Origin of the sequence: Streptomyces rhizoryzae, from assembly GCF_023155275.1 — a bacterium.
Taxonomy (GTDB): domain Bacteria; phylum Actinomycetota; class Actinomycetes; order Streptomycetales; family Streptomycetaceae; genus Streptomyces; species Streptomyces rhizoryzae.
On record NZ_JALMUV010000023.1, the window covers coordinates 25,386 to 43,926 of the forward strand.

General features: G+C 76.2%; 22 protein-coding genes and 1 pseudogene. 12 read left to right on the forward strand and 11 right to left on the reverse strand.

Going from position 1 to position 18,541, the window contains the following annotated elements; genetic code table 11:
- Positions 1-4: 4 nt before the first annotated feature.
- Complete coding sequence (locus MUU72_RS19295; RefSeq protein WP_248014561.1) at positions 5-664, reverse strand: C39 family peptidase; 660 nt, start codon at positions 662-664, stop codon at positions 5-7.
- On the opposite strand from MUU72_RS19295, the gene MUU72_RS19300 reads away from it, so the two are divergent.
- The gene (locus MUU72_RS19300; protein ID WP_248014562.1) at positions 663-1,439 is read left to right on the forward strand and encodes a maleylpyruvate isomerase family mycothiol-dependent enzyme; all 777 of its coding nucleotides are present in this window, start codon (positions 663-665) and stop codon (positions 1,437-1,439) included. The two genes, MUU72_RS19295 and MUU72_RS19300, sit on opposite strands and share 2 nt — an antisense overlap.
- On the opposite strand, the gene MUU72_RS19305 is transcribed toward MUU72_RS19300, so the two are convergent.
- Both MUU72_RS19305 and MUU72_RS19310 read right to left on the reverse strand, forming a co-directional pair.
- A complete protein-coding gene (locus MUU72_RS19305; RefSeq protein ID WP_248014563.1) occupies positions 1,432-2,151 on the reverse strand; it encodes an MBL fold metallo-hydrolase in 720 nt (239 codons plus the stop codon). The two genes, MUU72_RS19300 and MUU72_RS19305, sit on opposite strands and share 8 nt — an antisense overlap.
- Before the next feature lie 198 nt (positions 2,152-2,349).
- Entirely contained in the window at positions 2,350-2,775 is a 426-nt protein-coding gene (locus MUU72_RS19310; RefSeq protein WP_248014639.1) for a carboxymuconolactone decarboxylase family protein, read from the reverse strand.
- Between the two features lie 155 nt (positions 2,776-2,930).
- Between MUU72_RS19310 and pdxR the strand changes: the two genes are divergently transcribed.
- Positions 2,931-4,412, forward strand: coding sequence for a MocR-like pyridoxine biosynthesis transcription factor PdxR (pdxR, locus tag MUU72_RS19315; RefSeq protein ID WP_248014564.1), 1,482 nt, complete (start codon positions 2,931-2,933; stop codon positions 4,410-4,412).
- Between the two features lie 34 nt (positions 4,413-4,446).
- Here pdxR and MUU72_RS19320 read toward each other — a convergent pair whose 3' ends face one another.
- Both MUU72_RS19320 and MUU72_RS19325 read right to left on the reverse strand, forming a co-directional pair.
- Positions 4,447-5,037, reverse strand: coding sequence for a nucleotide triphosphate diphosphatase NUDT15 (locus tag MUU72_RS19320; protein ID WP_308403837.1), 591 nt, complete (start codon positions 5,035-5,037; stop codon positions 4,447-4,449).
- 178 nt (positions 5,038-5,215) lie between these two features.
- Positions 5,216-5,722 (reverse strand): GNAT family N-acetyltransferase, encoded by a 507-nt coding sequence (locus MUU72_RS19325; RefSeq protein WP_248014565.1) that lies wholly within the window; start codon positions 5,720-5,722, stop codon positions 5,216-5,218.
- 207 nt (positions 5,723-5,929) lie between these two features.
- Here MUU72_RS19325 and MUU72_RS19330 point away from each other — a divergent pair, with 207 nt between their 5' ends.
- The 3 genes from MUU72_RS19330 to MUU72_RS19340 all read left to right on the forward strand — a co-directional run bounded on the left by MUU72_RS19330 (position 5,930) and on the right by MUU72_RS19340 (position 7,420).
- Positions 5,930-6,280: a hypothetical protein gene (locus MUU72_RS19330; RefSeq protein WP_248014566.1), complete on the forward strand. Its 351-nt coding sequence runs from the start codon at positions 5,930-5,932 to the stop codon at positions 6,278-6,280.
- 139 nt (positions 6,281-6,419) lie between these two features.
- Positions 6,420-7,136: an HNH endonuclease family protein gene (locus MUU72_RS19335; RefSeq protein WP_282504316.1), complete on the forward strand. Its 717-nt coding sequence runs from the start codon at positions 6,420-6,422 to the stop codon at positions 7,134-7,136.
- 56 nt (positions 7,137-7,192) lie between these two features.
- A complete protein-coding gene (locus MUU72_RS19340; protein WP_248014641.1) occupies positions 7,193-7,420 on the forward strand; it encodes a hypothetical protein in 228 nt (75 codons plus the stop codon).
- 281 nt (positions 7,421-7,701) lie between these two features.
- Here the strand turns inward: MUU72_RS19340 and MUU72_RS19345 are convergent, their stop codons facing one another.
- Both MUU72_RS19345 and MUU72_RS19350 read right to left on the reverse strand, forming a co-directional pair.
- A complete protein-coding gene (locus tag MUU72_RS19345; RefSeq protein WP_308403838.1) occupies positions 7,702-8,130 on the reverse strand; it encodes a DUF4345 domain-containing protein in 429 nt (142 codons plus the stop codon).
- Positions 8,127-8,573: a phosphatase domain-containing protein gene (locus tag MUU72_RS19350; protein ID WP_248014568.1), complete on the reverse strand. Its 447-nt coding sequence runs from the start codon at positions 8,571-8,573 to the stop codon at positions 8,127-8,129. The genes MUU72_RS19345 and MUU72_RS19350 overlap by 4 nt, the downstream gene beginning before the upstream one ends.
- A gap of 427 nt (positions 8,574-9,000) precedes the next feature.
- On the opposite strand from MUU72_RS19350, the gene MUU72_RS19355 reads away from it, so the two are divergent.
- From MUU72_RS19355 to MUU72_RS19375, 5 genes are all read left to right on the forward strand, one after another.
- Complete coding sequence (locus tag MUU72_RS19355; protein ID WP_248014569.1) at positions 9,001-9,180, forward strand: hypothetical protein; 180 nt, start codon at positions 9,001-9,003, stop codon at positions 9,178-9,180.
- 234 nt (positions 9,181-9,414) lie between these two features.
- Positions 9,415-10,662: a helix-turn-helix domain-containing protein gene (locus MUU72_RS19360; protein WP_248014570.1), complete on the forward strand. Its 1,248-nt coding sequence runs from the start codon at positions 9,415-9,417 to the stop codon at positions 10,660-10,662.
- The gene (locus tag MUU72_RS19365) at positions 10,659-11,177 is read left to right on the forward strand and encodes a sigma-70 region 4 domain-containing protein (RefSeq protein ID WP_248014571.1); all 519 of its coding nucleotides are present in this window, start codon (positions 10,659-10,661) and stop codon (positions 11,175-11,177) included. The genes MUU72_RS19360 and MUU72_RS19365 overlap by 4 nt, the downstream gene beginning before the upstream one ends.
- A 324-nt stretch (positions 11,178-11,501) precedes the next feature.
- Complete coding sequence (locus MUU72_RS35330) at positions 11,502-13,946, forward strand: ATP-binding cassette domain-containing protein (protein ID WP_282504307.1); 2,445 nt, start codon at positions 11,502-11,504, stop codon at positions 13,944-13,946.
- Positions 13,947-14,222: 276 nt separating this feature from the next.
- The gene (locus MUU72_RS19375) at positions 14,223-14,399 is read left to right on the forward strand and encodes a hypothetical protein (RefSeq protein WP_248014572.1); all 177 of its coding nucleotides are present in this window, start codon (positions 14,223-14,225) and stop codon (positions 14,397-14,399) included.
- A gap of 229 nt (positions 14,400-14,628) precedes the next feature.
- On the opposite strand, the gene MUU72_RS19380 is transcribed toward MUU72_RS19375, so the two are convergent.
- Positions 14,629-15,039: a RidA family protein gene (locus tag MUU72_RS19380; RefSeq protein WP_248014573.1), complete on the reverse strand. Its 411-nt coding sequence runs from the start codon at positions 15,037-15,039 to the stop codon at positions 14,629-14,631.
- Positions 15,040-15,129: 90 nt separating this feature from the next.
- Entirely contained in the window at positions 15,130-15,651 is a 522-nt protein-coding gene (locus MUU72_RS19385; RefSeq protein ID WP_248014644.1) for a P-loop nucleotide/nucleoside kinase family protein, read from the reverse strand.
- A gap of 248 nt (positions 15,652-15,899) precedes the next feature.
- Between MUU72_RS19385 and MUU72_RS35335 the strand changes: the two genes are divergently transcribed.
- On the forward strand, positions 15,900-16,277 hold the full coding sequence (locus tag MUU72_RS35335) for a PH domain-containing protein (protein WP_282504308.1): 378 nt from the start codon (positions 15,900-15,902) through the stop codon (positions 16,275-16,277).
- A 116-nt stretch (positions 16,278-16,393) separates the two neighbouring features.
- On the opposite strand, the pseudogene MUU72_RS19400 reads toward MUU72_RS35335, so the two are convergent.
- Together MUU72_RS19400 and MUU72_RS19405 are read right to left on the reverse strand one after the other, a co-directional pair.
- Positions 16,394-17,083: pseudogene (locus tag MUU72_RS19400) on the reverse strand (NAD(P)/FAD-dependent oxidoreductase); the annotation flags it as partial.
- The gene (locus tag MUU72_RS19405; protein WP_248014575.1) at positions 17,080-17,400 is read right to left on the reverse strand and encodes a bifunctional 3-phenylpropionate/cinnamic acid dioxygenase ferredoxin subunit; all 321 of its coding nucleotides are present in this window, start codon (positions 17,398-17,400) and stop codon (positions 17,080-17,082) included. The gene MUU72_RS19405 and the pseudogene MUU72_RS19400, both read right to left, overlap by 4 nt.
- A gap of 169 nt (positions 17,401-17,569) precedes the next feature.
- Here MUU72_RS19405 and MUU72_RS19410 point away from each other — a divergent pair, with 169 nt between their 5' ends.
- Positions 17,570-18,424 (forward strand): IclR family transcriptional regulator, encoded by an 855-nt coding sequence (locus tag MUU72_RS19410; protein WP_248014576.1) that lies wholly within the window; start codon positions 17,570-17,572, stop codon positions 18,422-18,424.
- Positions 18,425-18,541: the final 117 nt, after the last annotated feature.

Here is an 18,541-nt window from a genome sequence, read left to right on the forward strand (position 1 = left end):
TTGGTCAGTTCCCGGGGCCCAGGACGACGCCGCGGCCCGCGTAGACCCGGTCCAGCTTCGCCCACGGGACGGGGGCGAACTCCTGGGAGTGGCCGGGCAGTCCGGAGGGATTGTGGACCACGACGTGGCCGGGGGTGACGCCGACGGCCAGGACCAGGTGGCCGCCCCGGTGCGGCGGGGCGGGGTCGGCGTCCCGGATGGACGGGTGGACGGAGAGCAGCACCAGCTGCCCCTCGTGCAGCAGGGCGGGCAGTTCGGTCCGGGGGAGGTCGGGCCGGGACCGGGCGGCCAGGCCCCAGCGGCGCTCCACGTAGGAGGCGAACGGGGCGTAGACCAGGCCGTGCAGCCCGTCGGCGTGGCGTACGTAGGCACCGGCCGCCAGGCACTCCGCGGCCAGCTCCATGGCGGTGGGTGCGGCGCCCCGCCAGTGGCCGAGCGCCATCCGCAGGCACGCCACCCCGCACAGGCGCCAGGACCACCAGGCGTACTCTTCGGGGTCGTCGGCGCCGTACTCGGGCCAGCGCGGGTCCTCGGCGGCCGGCAGGCTCCCGTCGAGGATCGCCGGTACGAGATCGGGCGAGGCCCACTGGGCGTGGTAGGGGACGGGGTGGATGACGGTGGAGGCGGCAGGGGCGGCGGGTGCGGCGGGGGAGTCGGAGGTCATGGGGGTGCAGGGTAACGGCGCCGCCGGGGACGTGCCCGCGCTCCTCGCGGAGATCGCGCGGTCCGGCGCACGGTTCGGCGCGACCGCCGACGGCCTCACCGACTCCGGGGTGCGCGCCCCCTCCCGGCTCCCCGGCTGGACCCGCGGCCACGTCCTGGCCCATGTGGCGCGCGGTCTCGACGCGTACACCTGGCTGCTGGGCCTGGCCCGTACGGGAGTTCAGCCCGGGCCCCGGGCCGGAGCGGCGGAGTCGGCCCGGGCGGTGGCCGAGGGGGCGGCGCGGCCGGCGGCGGAGCTGGCGGGGGACGTGCGGACGGCGCTGCGGCGGATGACCGCGCAGGCCCGCGCCCTGCCCGCCGGGGCGTGGTCCACCCGGGTCACCGCGCTGGCGGGGTGGGCGCACCCGGCGTGGTTCACGCTGTTCCGCTGCCTGCGGGAGCTGGAGACCCACCACGTCGACCTGGACGCCGGGTACGGAACGGCGGACCGGCCCGCCGGGTATGTGCTCCGGGCGCTGGAGAGCACCGTACCGACGCTGGCCGTACGGGAGTTCCCGCTGGCCCGGATCGAGGCGGTGGACCTCGGCCGGGCCTGGACCGTCACCCCGGGGGCCGGGCGGGTGGCGGCCGGACCCGGGCACGCCCTGCTGGGCTGGCTGACCGGCCGCGCGCCCGGCGCCCCGGTGGCGGCGGGTGGCCGCGGCCTGCCGGTGCCGCCCCCGTGGCCGCTGCCGCCGGTGCCCGGCTGGGGCGGCAGCGCCGCCGGGGTCAGCTGAGCGCGGGCGGTTCCCAGACCGACGCGTCGTGGGCGAAGTACACCCGGCGGGGGTCGAGGGCGGCGAGCCGGTCGAGCCAGCCGCGGTAGGCCGGGAGCGGCGGGGCGGCGCCGTCGCGGGCGGCCCGGCGGGCCAGGCCGTCGGCCGCGTAGGCGGAGGCGGTGTCGTGGGCCTGGCCGGCCAGCACGACCGTGCCGCCGTCGCCGCGCCGGACGACCAGCGACTGGTGGCCGTCGGTGTGGCCGGGCGTCGGGACGACCAGCACCCCCGGCCAGATCTCGGCCTCGCCGGACAGCTCCTCGTAGACCGCCCCGGGGAAGTCCACGAGGGCGTCGACGGTGTAGCCGCCGCGGCGCGCGGTGGCCAGCTCCACGTCCTGGACGACGACCGGGGTGCCGGCGAACAGCGGGTTGCCGCCGCAGTGGTCGAAGTGCAGATGGCAGTTGACGACGAGGGAGATGTCGCCCGGGGCGGCACCGGCGGCGGCCAGTGCGGCCGGCAGCGGGCGGCGCCGGGGCCGGTAGTGGGCCTCGGTCTCCGGGTCGGCGGCGCCGATGCCGGTGTCGAAGAGGAGCAGCCCCCGCTCGTGCTCCACCAGATAGCCGAGGGCCGGCTCCACCCGGGGCTCCGGGCCGCCGGTCTCGGCGGCGGGCCGGATGAAGTAACCGAGGTCGAGGCGGTGCACCACAGGAGGTGCTGAGGTCGTCTGCATGGCCCCATGGTCACCGGGCGGGCCGGGCGTCCGCAGCGGTTTCCGGCAGGGCCCGCGGCTTCCGCCCCCCGGCCCGCCGCCCGCCGTACGCCGCCACCGCGACCGTGCCCAGCGCGGCCGCCGGCCCGCCGGTGCGGTGCCGGTGGCCACGGCGATGCTCCGTTCTGCTCGGCGGGACCGGGTGCCCGGCGGGGGTGGTCAGCGGGCGCCGGGCGTCCGGCGGGTGGTGACGTTCATCCGGTTCCAGGTGTTCACGGTGAAGATCAGCGCGATCAGCTGGGCCAGCTCCTGCTCCCCGAAGTGCCGCGCGGCCTCGTCGTACACGGCGTCCGGCACGCCCTCCGGGAGCCGGGTGACCGCCTCGGCGAGGGCCAGCGCCGCGCGCTCCTTCGCGGTGTAGAGGCTGGACTCCTCCCAGGTGGCGAGCTGGTCCAGGCGCTCCGTGCGCTCGCCCGCCGCGCGGGCGTCACCGAGGTGGTAATCGACGCAGTACGCACACCCGTTGACCTGCGAGGCCCGGATCTGGACGAGTTCGAGGAGGAGCGGGTCCAGACCCTCGCGGGCCGCGGTGTCCAGGGCGAGTACGGCCCGGAAGACCTTGGGGGCGACGCGCGGGAAGTCCATCCGCTGCGGGATGCGCACCGGCCCGCCGCTCCCGGCCGACCCGGGGGAACCGGCCGCCCCCGCCGCCTCGTTCGCTTCAACTGCCTCAGGTGTCTTTATCGCTGTCATGCCAGGAACACTAGGCCGTGATTAGCCCCACGGTATGGTGCATTTCCATGACGGATCGTTGGGTCAATTCACCGGTCGGCGGCGAGCCGGCGCCGGGGGCCGACCTCCATCTGGAGCTGACCGGCCCCGGCTCCAAGCGCGACCGGCTGATGCGCGCCCTGCGCGAGGCCATCAGCAGCGGCCGGCTGACCCCCGGCACCCGGCTGCCCCCGTACCGCAGCCTCGCCAGGGACCTCGGGATCGCCCCCAACACCGCGGGGGCCGCCTACGGGGAACTGGTCGCCGAAGGCTGGCTGACCGCCCGTCAGGGCTCCGGTACCCGGGTCGCCCGGCGCGGCACCCCCCTCCCGCGGCAGCGCACCCACCGCACCACCCCGCCGCCCCGCCGTCCGGTCCACGACCTGCTGCCCACCTCCCCGGACGCGGCCGCCTTCCCCCGCACCGCCTGGCTGGCCGCCACCCGCCGCGCCCTGGCCACCGCCCCCAACGACGCCTTCGGTGTGGGCGATCCGCGCGGCCGGACCGAACTGCGCACCCAGCTCGCCGAGTACCTCGCCCGCGCCCGCGGCGTCCGCACCGCCCCCCACCGGATCATCATCGTCACCGGAGTCGCCCAGGCACTGTCCCTGCTCGCCACGGTGCTGCCCGGCCCCATCGCCGTCGAGTCCTACGGCCTGGACTTCCACCGCTCGCTGCTCGCCGCCGGCGGCCGCGCCCTCGTCCCGCTCCGGGTGGACGCGCACGGCGCCGACGTCGCCGCACTGCCCGGCACCGGCGCGGGCGCCGTCCTGCTCACCCCGGCCCACCAGTTCCCCACCGGCGGCCCGCTGCACGCCGAGCGCCGCGCCGCCGTCATCGACTGGGCGCGCACCACCGGCGGACTGGTCCTGGAGGACGACTACGACGGCGAGTTCCGCTACGACCGGGAACCGGTCGGCGCCCTCCAGGGCCTCGACCCCGACCGCGTGGTCTACCTCGGCTCCCTCAGCAAGAGCCTCTCGCCCGCCCTCCGCCTCGGCTGGATGGCGGTCCCCGACCACCTCGCCGACGCCCTGGGCGCCGCCAAGGGCACCCGCGAACTGTGGGTCGGCGCGATCGACCAGCTCACCTTCGCCGACTTCCTCGCCACCGGCTCCTACGACCGCCACCTGCGCCGCACCCGCCGGATCTACCGGCGCCGCCGCGACCAGCTGGTGGCCACCCTCGCCGCGCACGCCCCGCACGTCACCGTCTCCGGTATCGCCGCCGGGCTGCACGCCGTCCTCGACCTGCCGCCCGGCACCGAACCGCAGACCCTCCGCGCCGCCGCCCGCCTCGGCCTGGCCGTCAACGGCCTGTCCCCGTACCGCCACCCCGGCAGCCCCGTACCCGCCCGCGACGGGTTGGTCCTGGGCTACGGCACCCCGCCCGAGCACGCCTTCACCGGAGCGCTGGAGGCCCTGTGCCTGGCCCTGCCACCGGCGCCGGAAGAAGGGGACGGGACGGGAGCCCGCACACCACAAGAACCTGACGTCTCGTCAGCCGCGTAGCCGCTCCTTCACCCGGCGTCCCGCCACCCGTCCCTCACGTCCTCCCCACGCACAGCACGTCCAGTCGGTGGGCCGCGGGTGCGCTGATCGGCAGCTCCGGGCGCCACACCGCGAGGACCTGCGCGGACGGGGTGAACAGCGGGCCGGGCAGCGCACCGGGGGAGTGCCATTCCCAACGGTCGACGTGCTGTGGTTCCGCCACGTACGGCGTCCCCCGGTGGCGGGTGACCAGGGCCGCCATCGTGATGCGGTTCAGCCCGCGCAGCTCGTCGTGCAGCATCGCGAAGACCCGCACCTCGTCCGGCTCGGTGACCAGCCCGGTCTCCTCGCGCAGCTCCCGGGCCGCCGCGGCGCGCACGCTCTCCCCCGGATCGACCTTGCCGCCGGGCAGCTCCCACGTCCCCGCGCGGTGCCGGCCGAGCAGCACCCGGCCGTCCGCGTCCAGCACGAGGACGCCGACCCCGAACACGGCCTGGGGGTGCGGCGGCCGGTCCCCGCGCTGACGGCTCGTCACCTGCCCGCCGGTCGCCCCCGGCAGCGTGCCCGCCGCCGCGCCCGGTACCGCATCCGGCCGGATGCCGCCCGCCATGTCCGTCGCCTCGCCCATCTCCTGCGCCCTCTCCACTCCGTCTGACCTGTCCCGGCCGGCTCCGGGCCGGCACCGCTGTCCCCCACCTTCGCCCATACCCGGCGGCGACCCCCTCCCGCACATCGCACTCCGCCCGGGGCGGCCGGGCACCGGGCCTCGGCGGCTCCCGCGCCCGCCGTCCCCGCGTGCGTCCGGGCCGCGCCGTCCGGGCGGTTCAGGCCGCGTCCGGCCGGCAGACCTTCCGGTACCTCTGGCGCGACCCGCCCTCCGGGCCCGGCGGGGCGGCCTCGGCGGGGGTGAAGCCGAGGGCCTCGTAGAAGCGGCGCGCCCCGCTGGCGTCGGCCCCCGGGTGGTCGCTCCCGAAGGTCACCACCTCCAGGGTGCCCGGCCGGGTCACGAACCGCCGGACCGCGTCCGCCAGCAGCGCCCGGCCCACGCCCCGGCCCCGGCATCCCTCCGCCACCACCAGCCAGTTGACCCGGTGGCGGGCCGGTCCCGGCGAGCCGGCGGGGTGCGGCCCGAACAGCAGGCCGCCGAGGAGGTCAGGCGCCGCCGGGGGCGTGTCCGAGGCGGCGACCAGCGCCTCGGCGCGCTTGATGTGCCCCGCCACCGCGTCCCGGAAGCCGGGCTCCCCGACCATCGGCCCGAACCACTGCTCGACCTGCCCGGCGAGGCGGAGGAAGCCCGGCAAGTCCTGGTGCGCCGCACGTCTGATGATCACCGGGACAGTCTGGCAGGCGGCGGACGACGGCAGCGGGCAGACCGGCGAAAGCAGTCGGCAGCAGGGGAAACGCGGCTGGCGGACGGCAGTACACCGCACCGGCGGCGAACGGACGACGGCGGGCGGCGGGTGGGGGCGTTCGCGCCGGGACGCGCTCGCCACCCTCTTCGGCGCACACGCTCGGGCCGGGACCGGTAGGTTGCCCGTATGCCTTCCGTACTTGTGGTGGGTTACGACCCGCACGCGATACCCGGTGACGGCGGTCCGGCGCTCCGCGCCGCTCTCGACGCGGAGTTGGCCCGGTTCGGCGAGCACGGCATCGACGCGGCCATGACGCTGGTCGTGTTCGACGAAGCGGCCGAGGCCACCCTCGTCGAGTCGCTGGCCGGGCACCCGTGGGACGTCGTGGTCGTCGGTGGCGGGATCCGCAAGGCCGAACCCTTGCTTCCGCTGTTCGAGCTGCTCCTGAACCTGATCCGCCGCCATGCGCCGCAGGCCGCCATCGCGTTCAACACCAGCGGCGGGGACAGCGTCGAGGCGGCCCGACGCTGGTTGTGAACGCGCCGGGGCCGGGGCCGGGTCCGAGGCCGGCCATAGCCGCCCGTCGCCCATCGTGCGGGCGGAACGTCGGGAAGTGCCCTCCATGGAGTGAACGCAGGGATGCGGAATCGTTTCGTCGGGTGATGCTCCACGGGTGTTGATTCGCGCATGGTGGCGTCGCGCCGCCACGACAACAGCCCTGATCGCCGCCGCCGTTCTGCCCTTCGCCTCCACCACCGCCGCAGCCGCCCCCGCACCGGAGCCGGTGCCGGTGTCCGGGAGCGGGCCCGTCGGGACGGTGGACGACGCCGTTCCGCTGCGGCTCCCGGAGCCGCCGTCCGCCGAAGTCGCTCGTACCGAACTCGCCGGGCTGCACGTCGCGGCGCCGCATTCCATGAACGGCTACAGCCGCGCCAAGTTCCCGCACTGGATCAAGCAGCACGGCGAGTGCGACACCCGCGAGGTCGTCCTCGCCCGGGACGGGGACGGCGTCGAGCAGGACGAGAAATGCCGGGCCGTCTCCGGGACGTGGTTCAGCGAGTACGACGCCAAGGTGTTCCACGTCTCCGGTCAGCTCGACATCGACCACATCGTGCCGCTGGCCAACGCCTGGCGCTCCGGCGCCGATGAGTGGACCACGCCCGAGCGCCGGGCGTTCGCCAACGATCTGGAGCACTCCCAGCTCATCGCGGTCTCGGCCGCGAGCAACCGGCAGAAGGGCGACCAGTCCCCGGACCAGTGGTCCCCGCCCCGGCACGCCTACTGGTGCACCTACGCCCGGGCCTGGACCGACGTCAAGCACCTCTACCACCTGAACGTCACCGCACCCGAGAAGGCCAAGCTCTCCGAGATGCTGGACACCTGCGCCTCGTGACCACCCCGCACTCCGGCACGCGCACCGGCCGGGTCACCGCCGGCCCCGGTGGGGCGATGACGGTCGAGGTCGGTGTCATCACCGGCGAGCTGACCGTCATCACCACCGACCGGGGCGACGGCACGGCCGGTGTCAGCGTCCAGTACACCGGCGCGGAGGACCGCTACCTCCTCGAAGGCAGTCCGGCGCGCATCCCGCCGGGCGGCCTCGACGCGCTGCACCGGGCCGTGCTCGACGCGGTACGGGCCGGTGGCGCCGCCCGGGTACCCGGCCCGACCGGCTGAGTCCGGGAGATCGGCTGGGGCTGCGACGACCCGGCGAGCGCCGGCGACTACAGCAAGCTGCCGAAGCTGCTCAAGCAGCTCGACACCAAGACCCTCCCGGCCGACGCGCCGACGTGCGTCAAGGACCCGGCGGACGGCAGCGACGCCTGAGAAGTGGGTGAACGGCGTCCGGGGCTGACCCGGCCCGGAGCGCTCCGGTGAGCGGCGGGGGCGCGGCCGACCGGCCGCGCCCCCGGTGCGCCGCCCCACCGGCCCGCCCTCTTCGCAGCCGCGAAGCGCCCTCAGTCGGGCGCCGCCGCCGGTGCCCCCGCCGCCGCCGGCCGGGCCGCCTTCTCGTCGGCGTCCGCCAGCCAGAAGTACACCGGCGGCAGGGCGAGTTCGAGCACCGCCAGCGGAATCTGGAACCAGTGCGGCCAGTCGTGGACCAGCCCGGACAGTACCCGGCCGAGCCCGCCGAGCAGGAACACCGCGGTCAGCGCGCGCACCGCCGCCGCGGGGATCGGTGTCCGGCGGGCCGCCCAGATCCAGGCGAGCCCGTAGCCGAGGAAGATCGCGTTGTAGAAGCGCTCCCGGCTGTCCACGGTGGCGCCGGCCGCGCCCTCGCCCGGCACCGACACGATGCCGAGCGCGAAGTGGTAGGCGCCGATCGCGGCGCAGGCGGCGCCCATGGCCGGCGCCAGCCACCTGAGTGCCGTCGCCCTGCCGCTCACCGCACCGTCCTCGCCGTTCCGAAGCGGCGGACGTACCGCTTCTGCCAGGGGGTCTCCACCGCGTGCCGGTCGTAGTTCCGGCGGACGAAATCCACCGCCCGGTCGGCCGCCACGCCGTCCAGGACGGCCAGGCAGGCCAGTGCCGTACCGGTCCGGCCGCGGCCGCCGCCGCAGGCCAGCTCGACGCGTTCGGCCGCGGCGCGGTGCCACGCCTCGCGCAGCACGGTGCGCGCCTGCCCGGGCTCGCTCGGCAGCCGGAAGTCCGGCCAGCGCACCCACCGCGCCTCCCAGGCGACGTCGGGCGGCGGCTTGCCCAGGAGGTAGACCCCGTAGTGGGGTGCCGGGCCGTCGGGCAGCGGGTGGCGCAGACCGCGGCCCCGGACCAGGCGGCCGGAGGGCAGCCGCAGGACCCCGGGTGCGGTGGGGCGCCAGGTGTCGGTCATCCGTTCACCCTAGTGCGGCCGGTGGGGAGTTGGGCCGGAAGCCGGGGGTGCGGGGCGGCCGGTGGGCGGGCCGGGGAAGTGGACGGAGGCGGCGGCATGCGCGGGATTCGCAACTGGGAAGGCAACGGCAATCGCAATCGTGCCATTAACCGACGGTAGCGTTGGTGGTCGCTTCCGTGACGATGTACCGTCCCGGGACACGAGAGGGCCCTGGCGAGGCGTAGGAACCAAGTGCCAGGGCCGCTCATTCGCATCCCACTCGATCGTGGAGGGACAGCTGTCCCCCGACCGATCACTTCACCGGCACTCCGAGGAGGCCCAGTTGAAGCGGTACGAAGCTAACATCCCTCGCGGGGGCCCGGTTGAAACCGGGGCCCGCCGTGACTTGCCGGTCAACGACCGGGCGGACGCCCGGAGCGGGGCCCGGATGGGCTTCCGGTGCGACGTCCGGTTCGCCGCCCCGCCGGTCGCGTTCCTGGCGATCCCGTACCTGGGGAACGTCCTGGTGCAGGGCGCCGAGGGCCGCTGGGCGGCCGCCGCGGCGCTGGCCCTGCTGGCCGCGGTCTGTCGTCCCCGCCCCCGCCACCAGCGCCGACGCGCCGTCTGACGCCGCGTCGGGCGCGCCCGGCCGGGCCGTACCGGGCCCGGCCGGCAGAGGGCGCGGGGCCCGGGCCCGCCGCGGCGCCGGATTGCCGTCCGGCGCCGCCGCGGGCCACCCGGCACGGTGCCGGGGCCGCCCCCGCCGCCCCGCGGCCCGGAGGGCGCCGCCCCCGGCAACCGCAAATCGCCCATTTCTGCGGCGAGTTCACGGTGGCATATACCCCCGGAAGGATGACGACTGATGACTCCCAAGGACCCCGGCCCGGTACCCTGCCCCCGGCCCGGCTGCCCCAACGAGGTCGCGAGCGGGACCGGCCCCGGGCGGCGCCGGATGTACTGCAGCGAAGCCTGCGGCCGGGCCGTCCGCAAACTCCGCAGTTCGCAGCGGACCCCGGAGACCAAGGCCCACGACGAGGACGCGCTCCGGGTCGTCGATGACATGGCCGGCCGGCTGGACGTGCTGCGCACCCACATACGCGCCGGCGACGCGCTCGCCGGACTCCGCCAGGTCGTCGAGCTCAGCGGCGACCTGGAGTGCGCCACCCTCGCCGTGGTGCGGCAGGCCCGCGACCGCGGCCTCAAGGGGCCGGCCATCGCCGCCGCCCTGCACATCAGCGTGGACAAGCTCGGCCGGGACTACACCGAGGACCGCATCATCCGGAAGATGACCCAGCGGCAGGAGCGGCGGCCGGCGGGGCCCGCCCTCGCTCCGGGGGCGATGCCCCGGCCCGCTCCGCCGCTGCCGGCCGCCCGCCCCGAGCAGCCGGCCGGCCCGGGCCGGCCGGACCCCTTCCCGCGCGCCGCCCGCACGGACGGCGAACGGCGCCGGGCCGGTGCGGGCCGCACCGCCCCGCCGCGCCGCGGGCACCCGGAGGGTGCGGCCGACGCCGGCGGGGGCCGGGGCGGCCGCGGGGACGAGACCGGCGGCCGGGCCGGAACGGAGAGCGGACCACCGGGCCAGGACCCCGGCACCGCACTCGCCGCGGCGCTCTCCCACCTCCAGCGCGCCGGCCACAAGACGCTCCGCGGGCTGGCGGCCGAGGCCCGGGTGAGCGCCTCCTACATCTCCCGGATCCTCTCCGGTGAACGCAGCCCCTCCTGGAAGGTCACCCGGCGGATGGTGCACGCCTGCGGCGGCGACCCGGAGGCGGTCCGCCCGCTGTGGGACGCCGCCCACGGCCGCCGCCCGGCCCGGGCCGGGAGCCTGCACGCCGCCCTGCGCGGGCTGTACCTCTCGGCGGCCTGCCCGGCCCCCGAGCAGATCTGCCGCTCCAGCGGACACGCCCTGACCGAGCGGGAGTTCACCGGGCTGCTGCACGGCTCCCTGGTGCCGGACTGGGAGACCGTCGGTGCCGTCGTCGGGGTGCTGCACGGCCGCCCGGACGACATCCGTCCGCTCTGGGACCACGCCCGGCTCACCCAACTCGCCCGGGCCACCTGCGGGTTGGTGCCCGAGCGGCGGACCCCGCGCGCCGAGGCGTTCGGATGAGCCCGGCTCCCGCCCGTACGCCCGCCCGCAGGCCGGCCATCACCCTGCCGCCCGCCTTCGAGGCGTTCTGCGCCCTGTACTGCGAGCGCTACTTCGGCTACGCGCTGGCCCACCTGCCGGAGCCGGACGCCTCCCGGGTCCTGGGCGAGGCGATGGGCGAGGTCGCCGTCCACTGGGCCGACCTGGTCCGCCGGCCCAATCCGGCCGCCTGTGCCTGGGCGCTGGTCAGCGCCCGCATCCGGCAGCGCGGCGGTGGCCCGCGCCCCGGCGCCGGCGACCTGGCGGCCCGCCGCCGGCCGGAGGCGTTACGCCAACCCGCCCTGGAATACGACGCGTTCGTACTGCACGACGTGCTCGGCCACTCGGTGGCGGAGACCGCGGAGGTGATGGGCGAGGAGGCCAGCCGGGTCCGGTACGCGCTGGCCGCGGGGCGGCACCGGGCCCGGCCGGGGGCGGGGGGAACCGCGCTGCCGGGCCGGGCCGCCGGGACCGCCCGCAATACCCCGGCCGAGTGACCCGCGCTGTTCGAGTGGCCGTCGGCGCCCGGCGGGCAGACGCGCCACGGCCTGCGGCGCGCAGGGGAACGTCTGTCCAGGACCTGCCCCCGCGTCACCCGTTACGGGGGCGGGGGCGGGCCGTTTTGTAGGGCACCTGTACCCATTGCCCGCCTCGGCGGCGGAGCGCTGTGCGTGGTGGACCGTGTCGCGGTGCCGTTCGAACGGCACCGCGACGGCCGGTCCCGGTGCGGCGTGCGGTTGACACCGGCGGGCCGGCGCGGCCCGGGTGCGGCCGGACCGCCGCGGACGGCGGGCGACGACCGTGGAAGGGGAGCGAGTGCCATGAAACTCAGGCGTGTTGCGGGCGAGCGCCGGGCCCGGAAGGGGAAACCCGGGCCGGCGGCGGAGCCGGTGCCGGCCGGTGCGGAGGAGTTGCAGTACGTCGACCCGACCGGCAGCCGGGAGCGGGCCGGACGGCAGATCCGGCTGGTCGACATGGCCCGGCGGCTGCCGCGCCTGGTGCGGCGGTCGGTGGCGCTGGCCTGGCGGATCGACCCGTGGGCGGCCCTGGGGCTGCTGGTCTGCCAGGCCGCCTCGGGCGCGATGCAGGCGCTGGGCCTGCTCGCGGTGAGCGGGACGATCACCGCGCTGCTGTCCGGCGGGGACCTCTACGGCCGGCTGCTCGGGGCCTGGCCGTCGGTGGCCCTGCTGGCGGCCGCCGCCGGGGTGCGGGCGCTGCTCGGGATCGTGGTGGTGTGGCTGTCGTCCCGGCTGGGGCCGCAGATGTCCCGGGAGGCCGAACTCCGGCTGCTGCGGGCGGTCACCGAGGTGGAGCTGGCCGCGTACGACGCGCCGGGGTTCACCCACCGCAAGGAGGCGGCCGACCGGGGGGCGGAGATCGTCCAGGACCTGGTGGGGGAGGGGCAGGACCTGATCGCTTCGGCCGCCTCGCTGGTGGCCGGCGCGGGCGTGCTGACGGCGCTGCACCCGGCCCTGCTGCCGCTGCTGGCGCTGGCCAGCGTGCCGCAGGCGGTGGCCCAGATCGGCGCCGCCCGGGTGCGCTATCTGGCCCGGTTGCGGGCCGGCGGCGACTACCGGCTGCTGTCGGTCCTGCGCTGGCACGTCTGCGACCGGTACGCCGCCGACCAGATCCGGGCCGGCACGATGGCCGGCTTCCTGGCCGGGCGCTACCGGCAGATCACCGAGCGGATCAACCGCGCCGACCGGCAGGCGGCGAACACCGGGGCGCGGATGTCCGTCCTGGGCGCGGTCTGCGGCGGACTGGCCTCGGCGGTGGTCTGGGCCGCGGTGGTGTGGCTGCTGGCCACCGGCCGGATGAGCGTCGGGCACGCCGGTACCGCGGTCTTCGCGCTGCAAGCGGCCGGGACGGCGCTGCGCGGCCTGGTCGCCGGGGGCGCCCGGATCATGCGCACCGGCCTCTACATGGACGACTGGTCGCAGTTCCTGGAGGAGGCCGGCGGGTTCCGGATGCGGCGCGGCACCCTCGTCCCGGCGGCCCCGCGCGAGATCCGCGTGACGGACCTGGTCTTCCGGTACGAGGAGGCGGACCGGGACGCGCTGCGGGGCGTCTCGTTCACCCTGCGGCGCGGCGAGGTCGTCGCGCTGGTCGGCTACAACGGCAGCGGGAAGTCCACGCTGGCGAAGCTGCTGAGCGGGCTGTACCTGCCCACCACCGGGGAGGTCACCTGGGACGGCGTCCCCACCGGCGACCTCGATCCGCAGGCCATGTGGGCGCAGGTGGCCCTGGTGCCGCAGGACTACGCGCGCTGGCCGCTGACCGCCCGGGAGAACATCACCCTGGGCCGGCCCACCGAGGGCGGCGACGCCGACATCCGCGACGCCTGTGCGCGGTCCGGCGCCGACGAGGTGGTCGCCGAACTCCGGTCCGGACTCGACACGGTGCTGGCCCGCGACTGGCTCGGCGGCCAGGAACTGTCCGGCGGGCAGTGGCAGCGGATCGCCCTGACCCGGGCGTTCCACCGGCCGGCCGGGCTGCTGGTGCTGGACGAACCGACCTCCGCGCTCGACCCGCTCGGCGAGCACCGGATCTTCGCCGGTCTGCGGGAGGTCGCGGCCACCCGGGCGGTGGTCCTGATCACCCACCGGCTGACGAACGTGGCGGTGGCCGACCGCATCCTGGTCCTGGACAAGGGCCGGGTCGTCCAGCACGGCACGTTCTCCGAACTGGTCGCCCGCCCCGGCCTGTTCCGGGACCTGTGGGCCTACCAGCACACCCGGGAGGCGCACCGGCCGGACGCGGCGGATGCGGCGGGTCCGGCGGGAACGGCCGGTACCGAGCCGGTCCCCCCGGACCCCGGCGGCGCGGGCGCCGCAACCGGGCCCGTGGTGACCGGCGCCGCGGCGCTGCTGGTCAACGACCGCGGGCAGTACCTCCTGCACCTGCGCGACGCGCGCCGGGAGTGCGACGACCCCGGCACCTGGTCGCTGCCGGGCGGCCCCACCGCCCCGGGCGAGACCGGGCACGCGGCGCTCACCCGGGAACTGCGCGAGCGGGCCGGGCTGGCGGTGCCGGAGCTGGCGCCGTTCGCCCTGCTGCCGCGGACCGGGGCGGACGGCACCGGGCGGGGGTGCCTCCAGGTGTTCCTCGGGCGCTGGAACGGTGACGCGGCGGCGCTGCCGCTCACCGACGGGGTGCTGCTGCACTGGTTCGACGCCGGGACGCTGCCCCGGCTGACGCTGTCCGCGTGCGCGGCGGAGGCCCTGCGCCGGCACCAGGACGAGCTGTGCGGGGCCGCCAGCGGCTGAGCGGGAGGAGGCCGGGCCCGGACCGCACGGACGCGATCCGGGCCCCAACCCGGCCTGGCCGCCGGGGGGTTGGGGCGGTCCGTGACGATGGGGTGGCCGCGTACGGCCTTTGCAAGGTAGCGAACGCGAAACGGCACAGGAGCTGACTTTCGGTCAACCCGTGGCCGACAGGCCGTTGGACCCTTCCCCCGGGGTGCACGTTCCGTAATAGGTTACCCACCCGGCGCAGTCGGCGGGAGCCGCCCGCCGCGGAGATCCGTCCGTCCGGAGGAACCGATGCCACAGGGAACCATCGTGCTGTTCAACAAGAGCGACTGCGTGGGCATCATCGCCGATGAGCACGGGGCCAAGCTCCCCTTCTCGGGCATGGAGACGCAGACCACCGACGTCGGTCAGCAGGTCATCTTCGACGTGCACGGCGCCAAGGCCACCAACGTCGTGGCCATGCGCTGACGTTCCGGTGGCCGCGGGCGGCACCACCCCCAGGCCGCCCGCGGCCACCGTCCGCTCCCGCGGCACGGCCGTACGGGCCGGACAGGTCGTTGCTTCCGCACAGCCGGCGGGGTGCCCGGCGGGTGTTCCCGGAGCCGACCGGTCGTCCAGGTCCCGCCCGGTGGGTCTGCCGCCCGCATGGCCGTGGGAGCGAAGCCGTTCGAGAGGCCGCTCCGGGCGTGCGGACCGCTCAGTCGGGCAGCGCGACGGTGAGGTCCACCTCGATCAGCTGCCCGGTGAAGCCCAGTTGGGCGACCCCCAGGAGCGTACTGGCGGACGTGAAGGCCGGACCGAGGGGGGAAACGGTAAGCCGGTGCCAGGCGAGACCCAGGTCCTTCCTGTCGTCGCTCCGCACGTAGATCACCGAACGCACCACGTGCTGCGGCTGGGCATCCACCGCCGCGAGGGCGGCGAGTGCGTTCGCGACGACCTGATCGACCTGTGCGTCGAGGGATCCCGCGCCGACGAGAGAGCCGTCCTGGTCGAGGGGGCACTGCCCCGCCAGATAGGCCGTTCGGCCGGTCTCCACGACGGTGATGTGGTGGTAGCCCGGCGTGTTGTGCAACTGATCGGGGTTGATGCGGCTGATCTTCGCTGTCATGCCGCGAGTCTGGCCAACCTTCGCCGGATGCGCACCGCAATATGTCCCACCGCGCGGCCGTCCGACCCGGCGCGAGGGGGAAGGGCAAGCTCAGGCCACCGCCCCCTCCGTCCACGCCCGGTCCAGGATCGTGTCCACCGTCTCGGCGACGGTCTGCCGCGAGGTGTCCAGCCACAGGCCGAGGTCGCGGGGCGTCTCCGCCTGTAGCAGGGCGTCCAGGTCCGCCACGCTCCAGTCCGGGCCGTACGCGGTCTTGGACCGGCCGGCCTCGCGGGCGGCGACGGTCTCCTGGTCGGGCCGCAGGACCACCACGGCGAGCGGCCGGGTGGCCAGGTCGGTGGTCATCCGGACCAGGTGCTCGCCGAGCAGGATGTCCTGGACGATGACGGTGAACCCGGCGCGGGCGTACGCGTCGGCGCAGACGGCGGTCAGCCGGTGCCGCAGCCGGAGTTGGGCGACGGCCTCCGGGGCCGGGTCCGGGGTCATCCCGACCCGGCCGCGGACGATGTTCCGCCGGAAGCCGTCGCCGCGCAGGTGCACGGCCCGGGGCAGCCGCTCGGCGAGCGCCTGCGCCACGGTGGACTTGCCGGCGGCCTGGATGCCGGTGATCATCACAACTCCGGGTGTCAGCCAGGGGCCTTGCGGGGTGATGCCCCGGGGAGAGGGGGCAGCGTCGGGGTGCGCGGTCATGGCCCCGATTATGGTGCCGGTGCCGCACCGTTGCCCGTCGTTTTCCCGAGCGCCCGGCGCCCGCCGTCCCCGCCCGCACGGCCCCTGGCCGCGCCCGGCGCCCGCGGCCTCCGTATGCTCGCCGTACCGGTTCCGGCCGGCCGGAACCTGCGCGGAGAGGACGGCAGCTCATGGCGACCACGACCCCTTGCTACCGGGACCGCTGGATCAGCTGCACCCCGGACGCGGTGCGGATCCGCGGCTACTACTTCCCCTGGGGCACCAAGACCATCCCGTACACCGCGATCCGGGCGGTGCGGCGGGTGGAGATGGGGGCGCTGACCGGGCAGGGGCGGATCTGGGGCACCGGGCACCCGCGGTACTGGGCGAGCCTGGACCCGCGGCGGATGCGCAAGTCCACCGCGCTCGTCCTCGACCTGGGCCGCTACGTCCGGCCCTTCCTCACCCCGGACGATCCGGACGCGGTGGAGGCGGTGATCCGGGCGCGGGCCGGACTGGCGGCGGCCGAGGAGGGCCGGGGCCCGGGGCAGGTCGGCGGCATCCGCTGACACTCTGAACTCGCGTCCCGCGGGCGGCCCTTGGCCGTTGATCGTGGGTGGCGGCGGGGTGGTTGCCCGGGGTCAGGTGGCGGGGGAGGGGTGGGTGGTGCGGGCCAGTTCGCGGCGGTGACCCGGCCTCTGGTGGCGCGCACTCCGCGGACGCCGGTGCCGGTGAGCAGGGTGACGCCGTGGTCGGCGGGCAGCCCGGCGCACAACGCGGCCATATCCGGGCCGAGTTGGCGGGCGAGCGGGACGGGTGCGGCCTCGACGACGGTGACCCGGTGGCCGAGCGCCGCGCACGAGGAGGCGGCCTCGGCGCCGAGGAAGCCGCCGCCGATCACCACGACCCGGCCCGGGCCGCCGGTCAGCTCCGCGCGCAGCGCCCGGGCGTCGTCCAGCGTGCGCAGGGTGTACGAGCCGGCCGGTGCGGGGCCCGGGAGGCGGCGCGGGGCGGCGCCGGTGGCGAGCACGACGCCGTCGGTGGTGAGGGTGCGCCCGGTGTCCAGGCGGACGGTGCGGTGCCGGGGGTCGAGGGCCGTGGCGCGGGTGCCGAGCAGCCAGTCGGCGTCGAGCGCGGCCAGTTCCCCGGGGTCGGTGAGGGCGAGCCGGTCCTCGGCGGCCCCGGCGTCCTCGGCGGCCCCGGCGTCCTCGGGAGCCGGGGCGGTGAGGAACTCCTTGGACAGCGGCGGGCGGTCGTAGGGGAGGCGGGTCTCGTCGCCGACGACCGTGAGGCGGCCGTCGAACCCCTGCGCGCGCAGGGCCCGGGCGGCGTACAGCCCGGCCAGGGAGGCTCCGACGACGGTGACCGCCTTCATGCGGCGGTGCCTTCCCCGGCGGTGAGGTGGACGTAGACCGTGCCGTCCTGGACCGTCACGGGGTGAGTGCGGACGGGGCGGCGCGCGGGCAGGCAGGTCGGGGCGCCGGTGCGGAGATCGAATGAAGCGGCGTGCAGCGGGCATTCCACCAGACACCCCTCCAGCCAGCCGTCGGAGAGCGCGGCGTCCTGATGGGTGCAGGTGTCGTCGATGGCGTACAGCTCTCCGTCGGCGTTGAAGACCGCGATCGGAGGGGTGGTGTCGAGGCGCACGGCCTCGCCGGCGGGCAGATCAGCGAGCTGGCAGACGGGAATCACTGGGCCCCCACGGTTACTGTTGGGTACTCTTGAGTTTCGCAATCCGCACGACTGAGCGTTATGCGCAACAGAATCCAGCCGGGGGCCGGACGCGTCAAGCGGTCCCCGGGGACGACGGCCCGATCGGGCCGCTGGACGGTGGCAGCGAGCTGGGTGGTGACAACGGACCATGACGGATACCGCCAAGGCACAGGCGCCCGCGCGGAAACAGCCGGCGAACGGAGCGGACCGGAGGGTGCCCGGCACCGGCGGGAGACCGCCGAGAGGGGCCGCGAGCGCGGTGCAGTCGGTGGACCGGGCGGTCACCGTACTGGAGATCCTGGCCAGGCTCGGCGAGGCCGGGGTGACCGAGATCGCCGACGAGCTGGGGGTGCACAAGTCGACGGCGTTCCGGCTGCTGGGCGTGCTGGAGCACCGCGGGCTGGTCGCCCAGGAGCAGGAGCGCGGCAAGTACTACCTCGGCGCGGGGGTGTTGCGGCTGGCCGGGGCCGCGGCCGTACGGCTGGACATCTCCCAGGAGGGCGCGGCGGTCTGCCGGACGCTCGCCGACGAACTGGGCGAGACGGTCAACATCGCGGTGCTGGAGAGCGATGCCGCGGTCAACATCATGCAGGCCCGCGGCCCCGCGTCGGTCACCGCGCAGAACTGGCTCGGCCGCCGGACGCCGCTGCACGCCACCTCCAGCGGCAAGGCGCTGCTCGCCTACCAGCCGCGGCCGGTCCGGGAAGCCGTGCTGGCCCGCAAGCTGCCCCGGCTGACCGAACGGACCGTCACCTCGCCGGGCGAACTCCGCGACCAGCTCGCCGAGGTCGTCGAGCGGGGCTTCGCGGTCGCGGTGGAGGAACTGGAGCTGGGGCTGCGCGCGGTCGCCGCGCCGGTGCGGGCGCACGACGGCTCGGTGATCGGTGCGATCAGCGTGTCGGTGCCCGCGTACCGGCTGGACGAGGAGCGGCTGCCGGAGGTGGTCGAGCGCACCGTGGCCGCCGGGGAGGAGCTCTCCCGGCGGATGGGGTACGCCTGTTGAGGAGGGCGCGCCGGCCGGCCGGCGCGCGCGTCCGCGGCGGGTCCCGGGTCTCGGATCCGGCCCCGCCGCCGGGTGCGCGGGCCGTGCGCGGCCGTGCGCCCGCGGATGTCGCCGGTC

Excerpts from the sequence above, each read along its gene's own strand:
- MUU72_RS19300 (WP_248014562.1), top strand. The coding sequence starts at position 663 with ATGGGGGTGCAGGGTAACGGCGCCGCCGGGGACGTGCCCGCGCTCCTC.
- MUU72_RS19295 (WP_248014561.1), bottom strand. The coding sequence starts at position 664 with ATGACCTCCGACTCCCCCGCCGCACCCGCCGCCCCTGCCGCCTCCACC.
- MUU72_RS19305 (WP_248014563.1), bottom strand. The coding sequence starts at position 2,151 with ATGCAGACGACCTCAGCACCTCCTGTGGTGCACCGCCTCGACCTCGGT.
- MUU72_RS19310 (WP_248014639.1), bottom strand. The coding sequence starts at position 2,775 with ATGGACTTCCCGCGCGTCGCCCCCAAGGTCTTCCGGGCCGTACTCGCC.
- pdxR (WP_248014564.1), top strand. The coding sequence starts at position 2,931 with ATGACGGATCGTTGGGTCAATTCACCGGTCGGCGGCGAGCCGGCGCCG.
- MUU72_RS19330 (WP_248014566.1), top strand. The coding sequence starts at position 5,930 with ATGCCTTCCGTACTTGTGGTGGGTTACGACCCGCACGCGATACCCGGT.
- MUU72_RS19340 (WP_248014641.1), top strand. The coding sequence starts at position 7,193 with ATGACGGTCGAGGTCGGTGTCATCACCGGCGAGCTGACCGTCATCACC.
- MUU72_RS19350 (WP_248014568.1), bottom strand. The coding sequence starts at position 8,573 with ATGACCGACACCTGGCGCCCCACCGCACCCGGGGTCCTGCGGCTGCCC.
- MUU72_RS19355 (WP_248014569.1), top strand. The coding sequence starts at position 9,001 with ATGGGCTTCCGGTGCGACGTCCGGTTCGCCGCCCCGCCGGTCGCGTTC.
- MUU72_RS19360 (WP_248014570.1), top strand. The coding sequence starts at position 9,415 with ATGACTCCCAAGGACCCCGGCCCGGTACCCTGCCCCCGGCCCGGCTGC.
- MUU72_RS19365 (WP_248014571.1), top strand. The coding sequence starts at position 10,659 with ATGAGCCCGGCTCCCGCCCGTACGCCCGCCCGCAGGCCGGCCATCACC.
- MUU72_RS35330 (WP_282504307.1), top strand. The coding sequence starts at position 11,502 with ATGAAACTCAGGCGTGTTGCGGGCGAGCGCCGGGCCCGGAAGGGGAAA.
- MUU72_RS19375 (WP_248014572.1), top strand. The coding sequence starts at position 14,223 with ATGCCACAGGGAACCATCGTGCTGTTCAACAAGAGCGACTGCGTGGGC.
- MUU72_RS19380 (WP_248014573.1), bottom strand. The coding sequence starts at position 15,039 with ATGACAGCGAAGATCAGCCGCATCAACCCCGATCAGTTGCACAACACG.
- MUU72_RS19385 (WP_248014644.1), bottom strand. The coding sequence starts at position 15,651 with ATGATCACCGGCATCCAGGCCGCCGGCAAGTCCACCGTGGCGCAGGCG.
- MUU72_RS35335 (WP_282504308.1), top strand. The coding sequence starts at position 15,900 with ATGGCGACCACGACCCCTTGCTACCGGGACCGCTGGATCAGCTGCACC.
- MUU72_RS19410 (WP_248014576.1), top strand. The coding sequence starts at position 17,570 with ATGACGGATACCGCCAAGGCACAGGCGCCCGCGCGGAAACAGCCGGCG.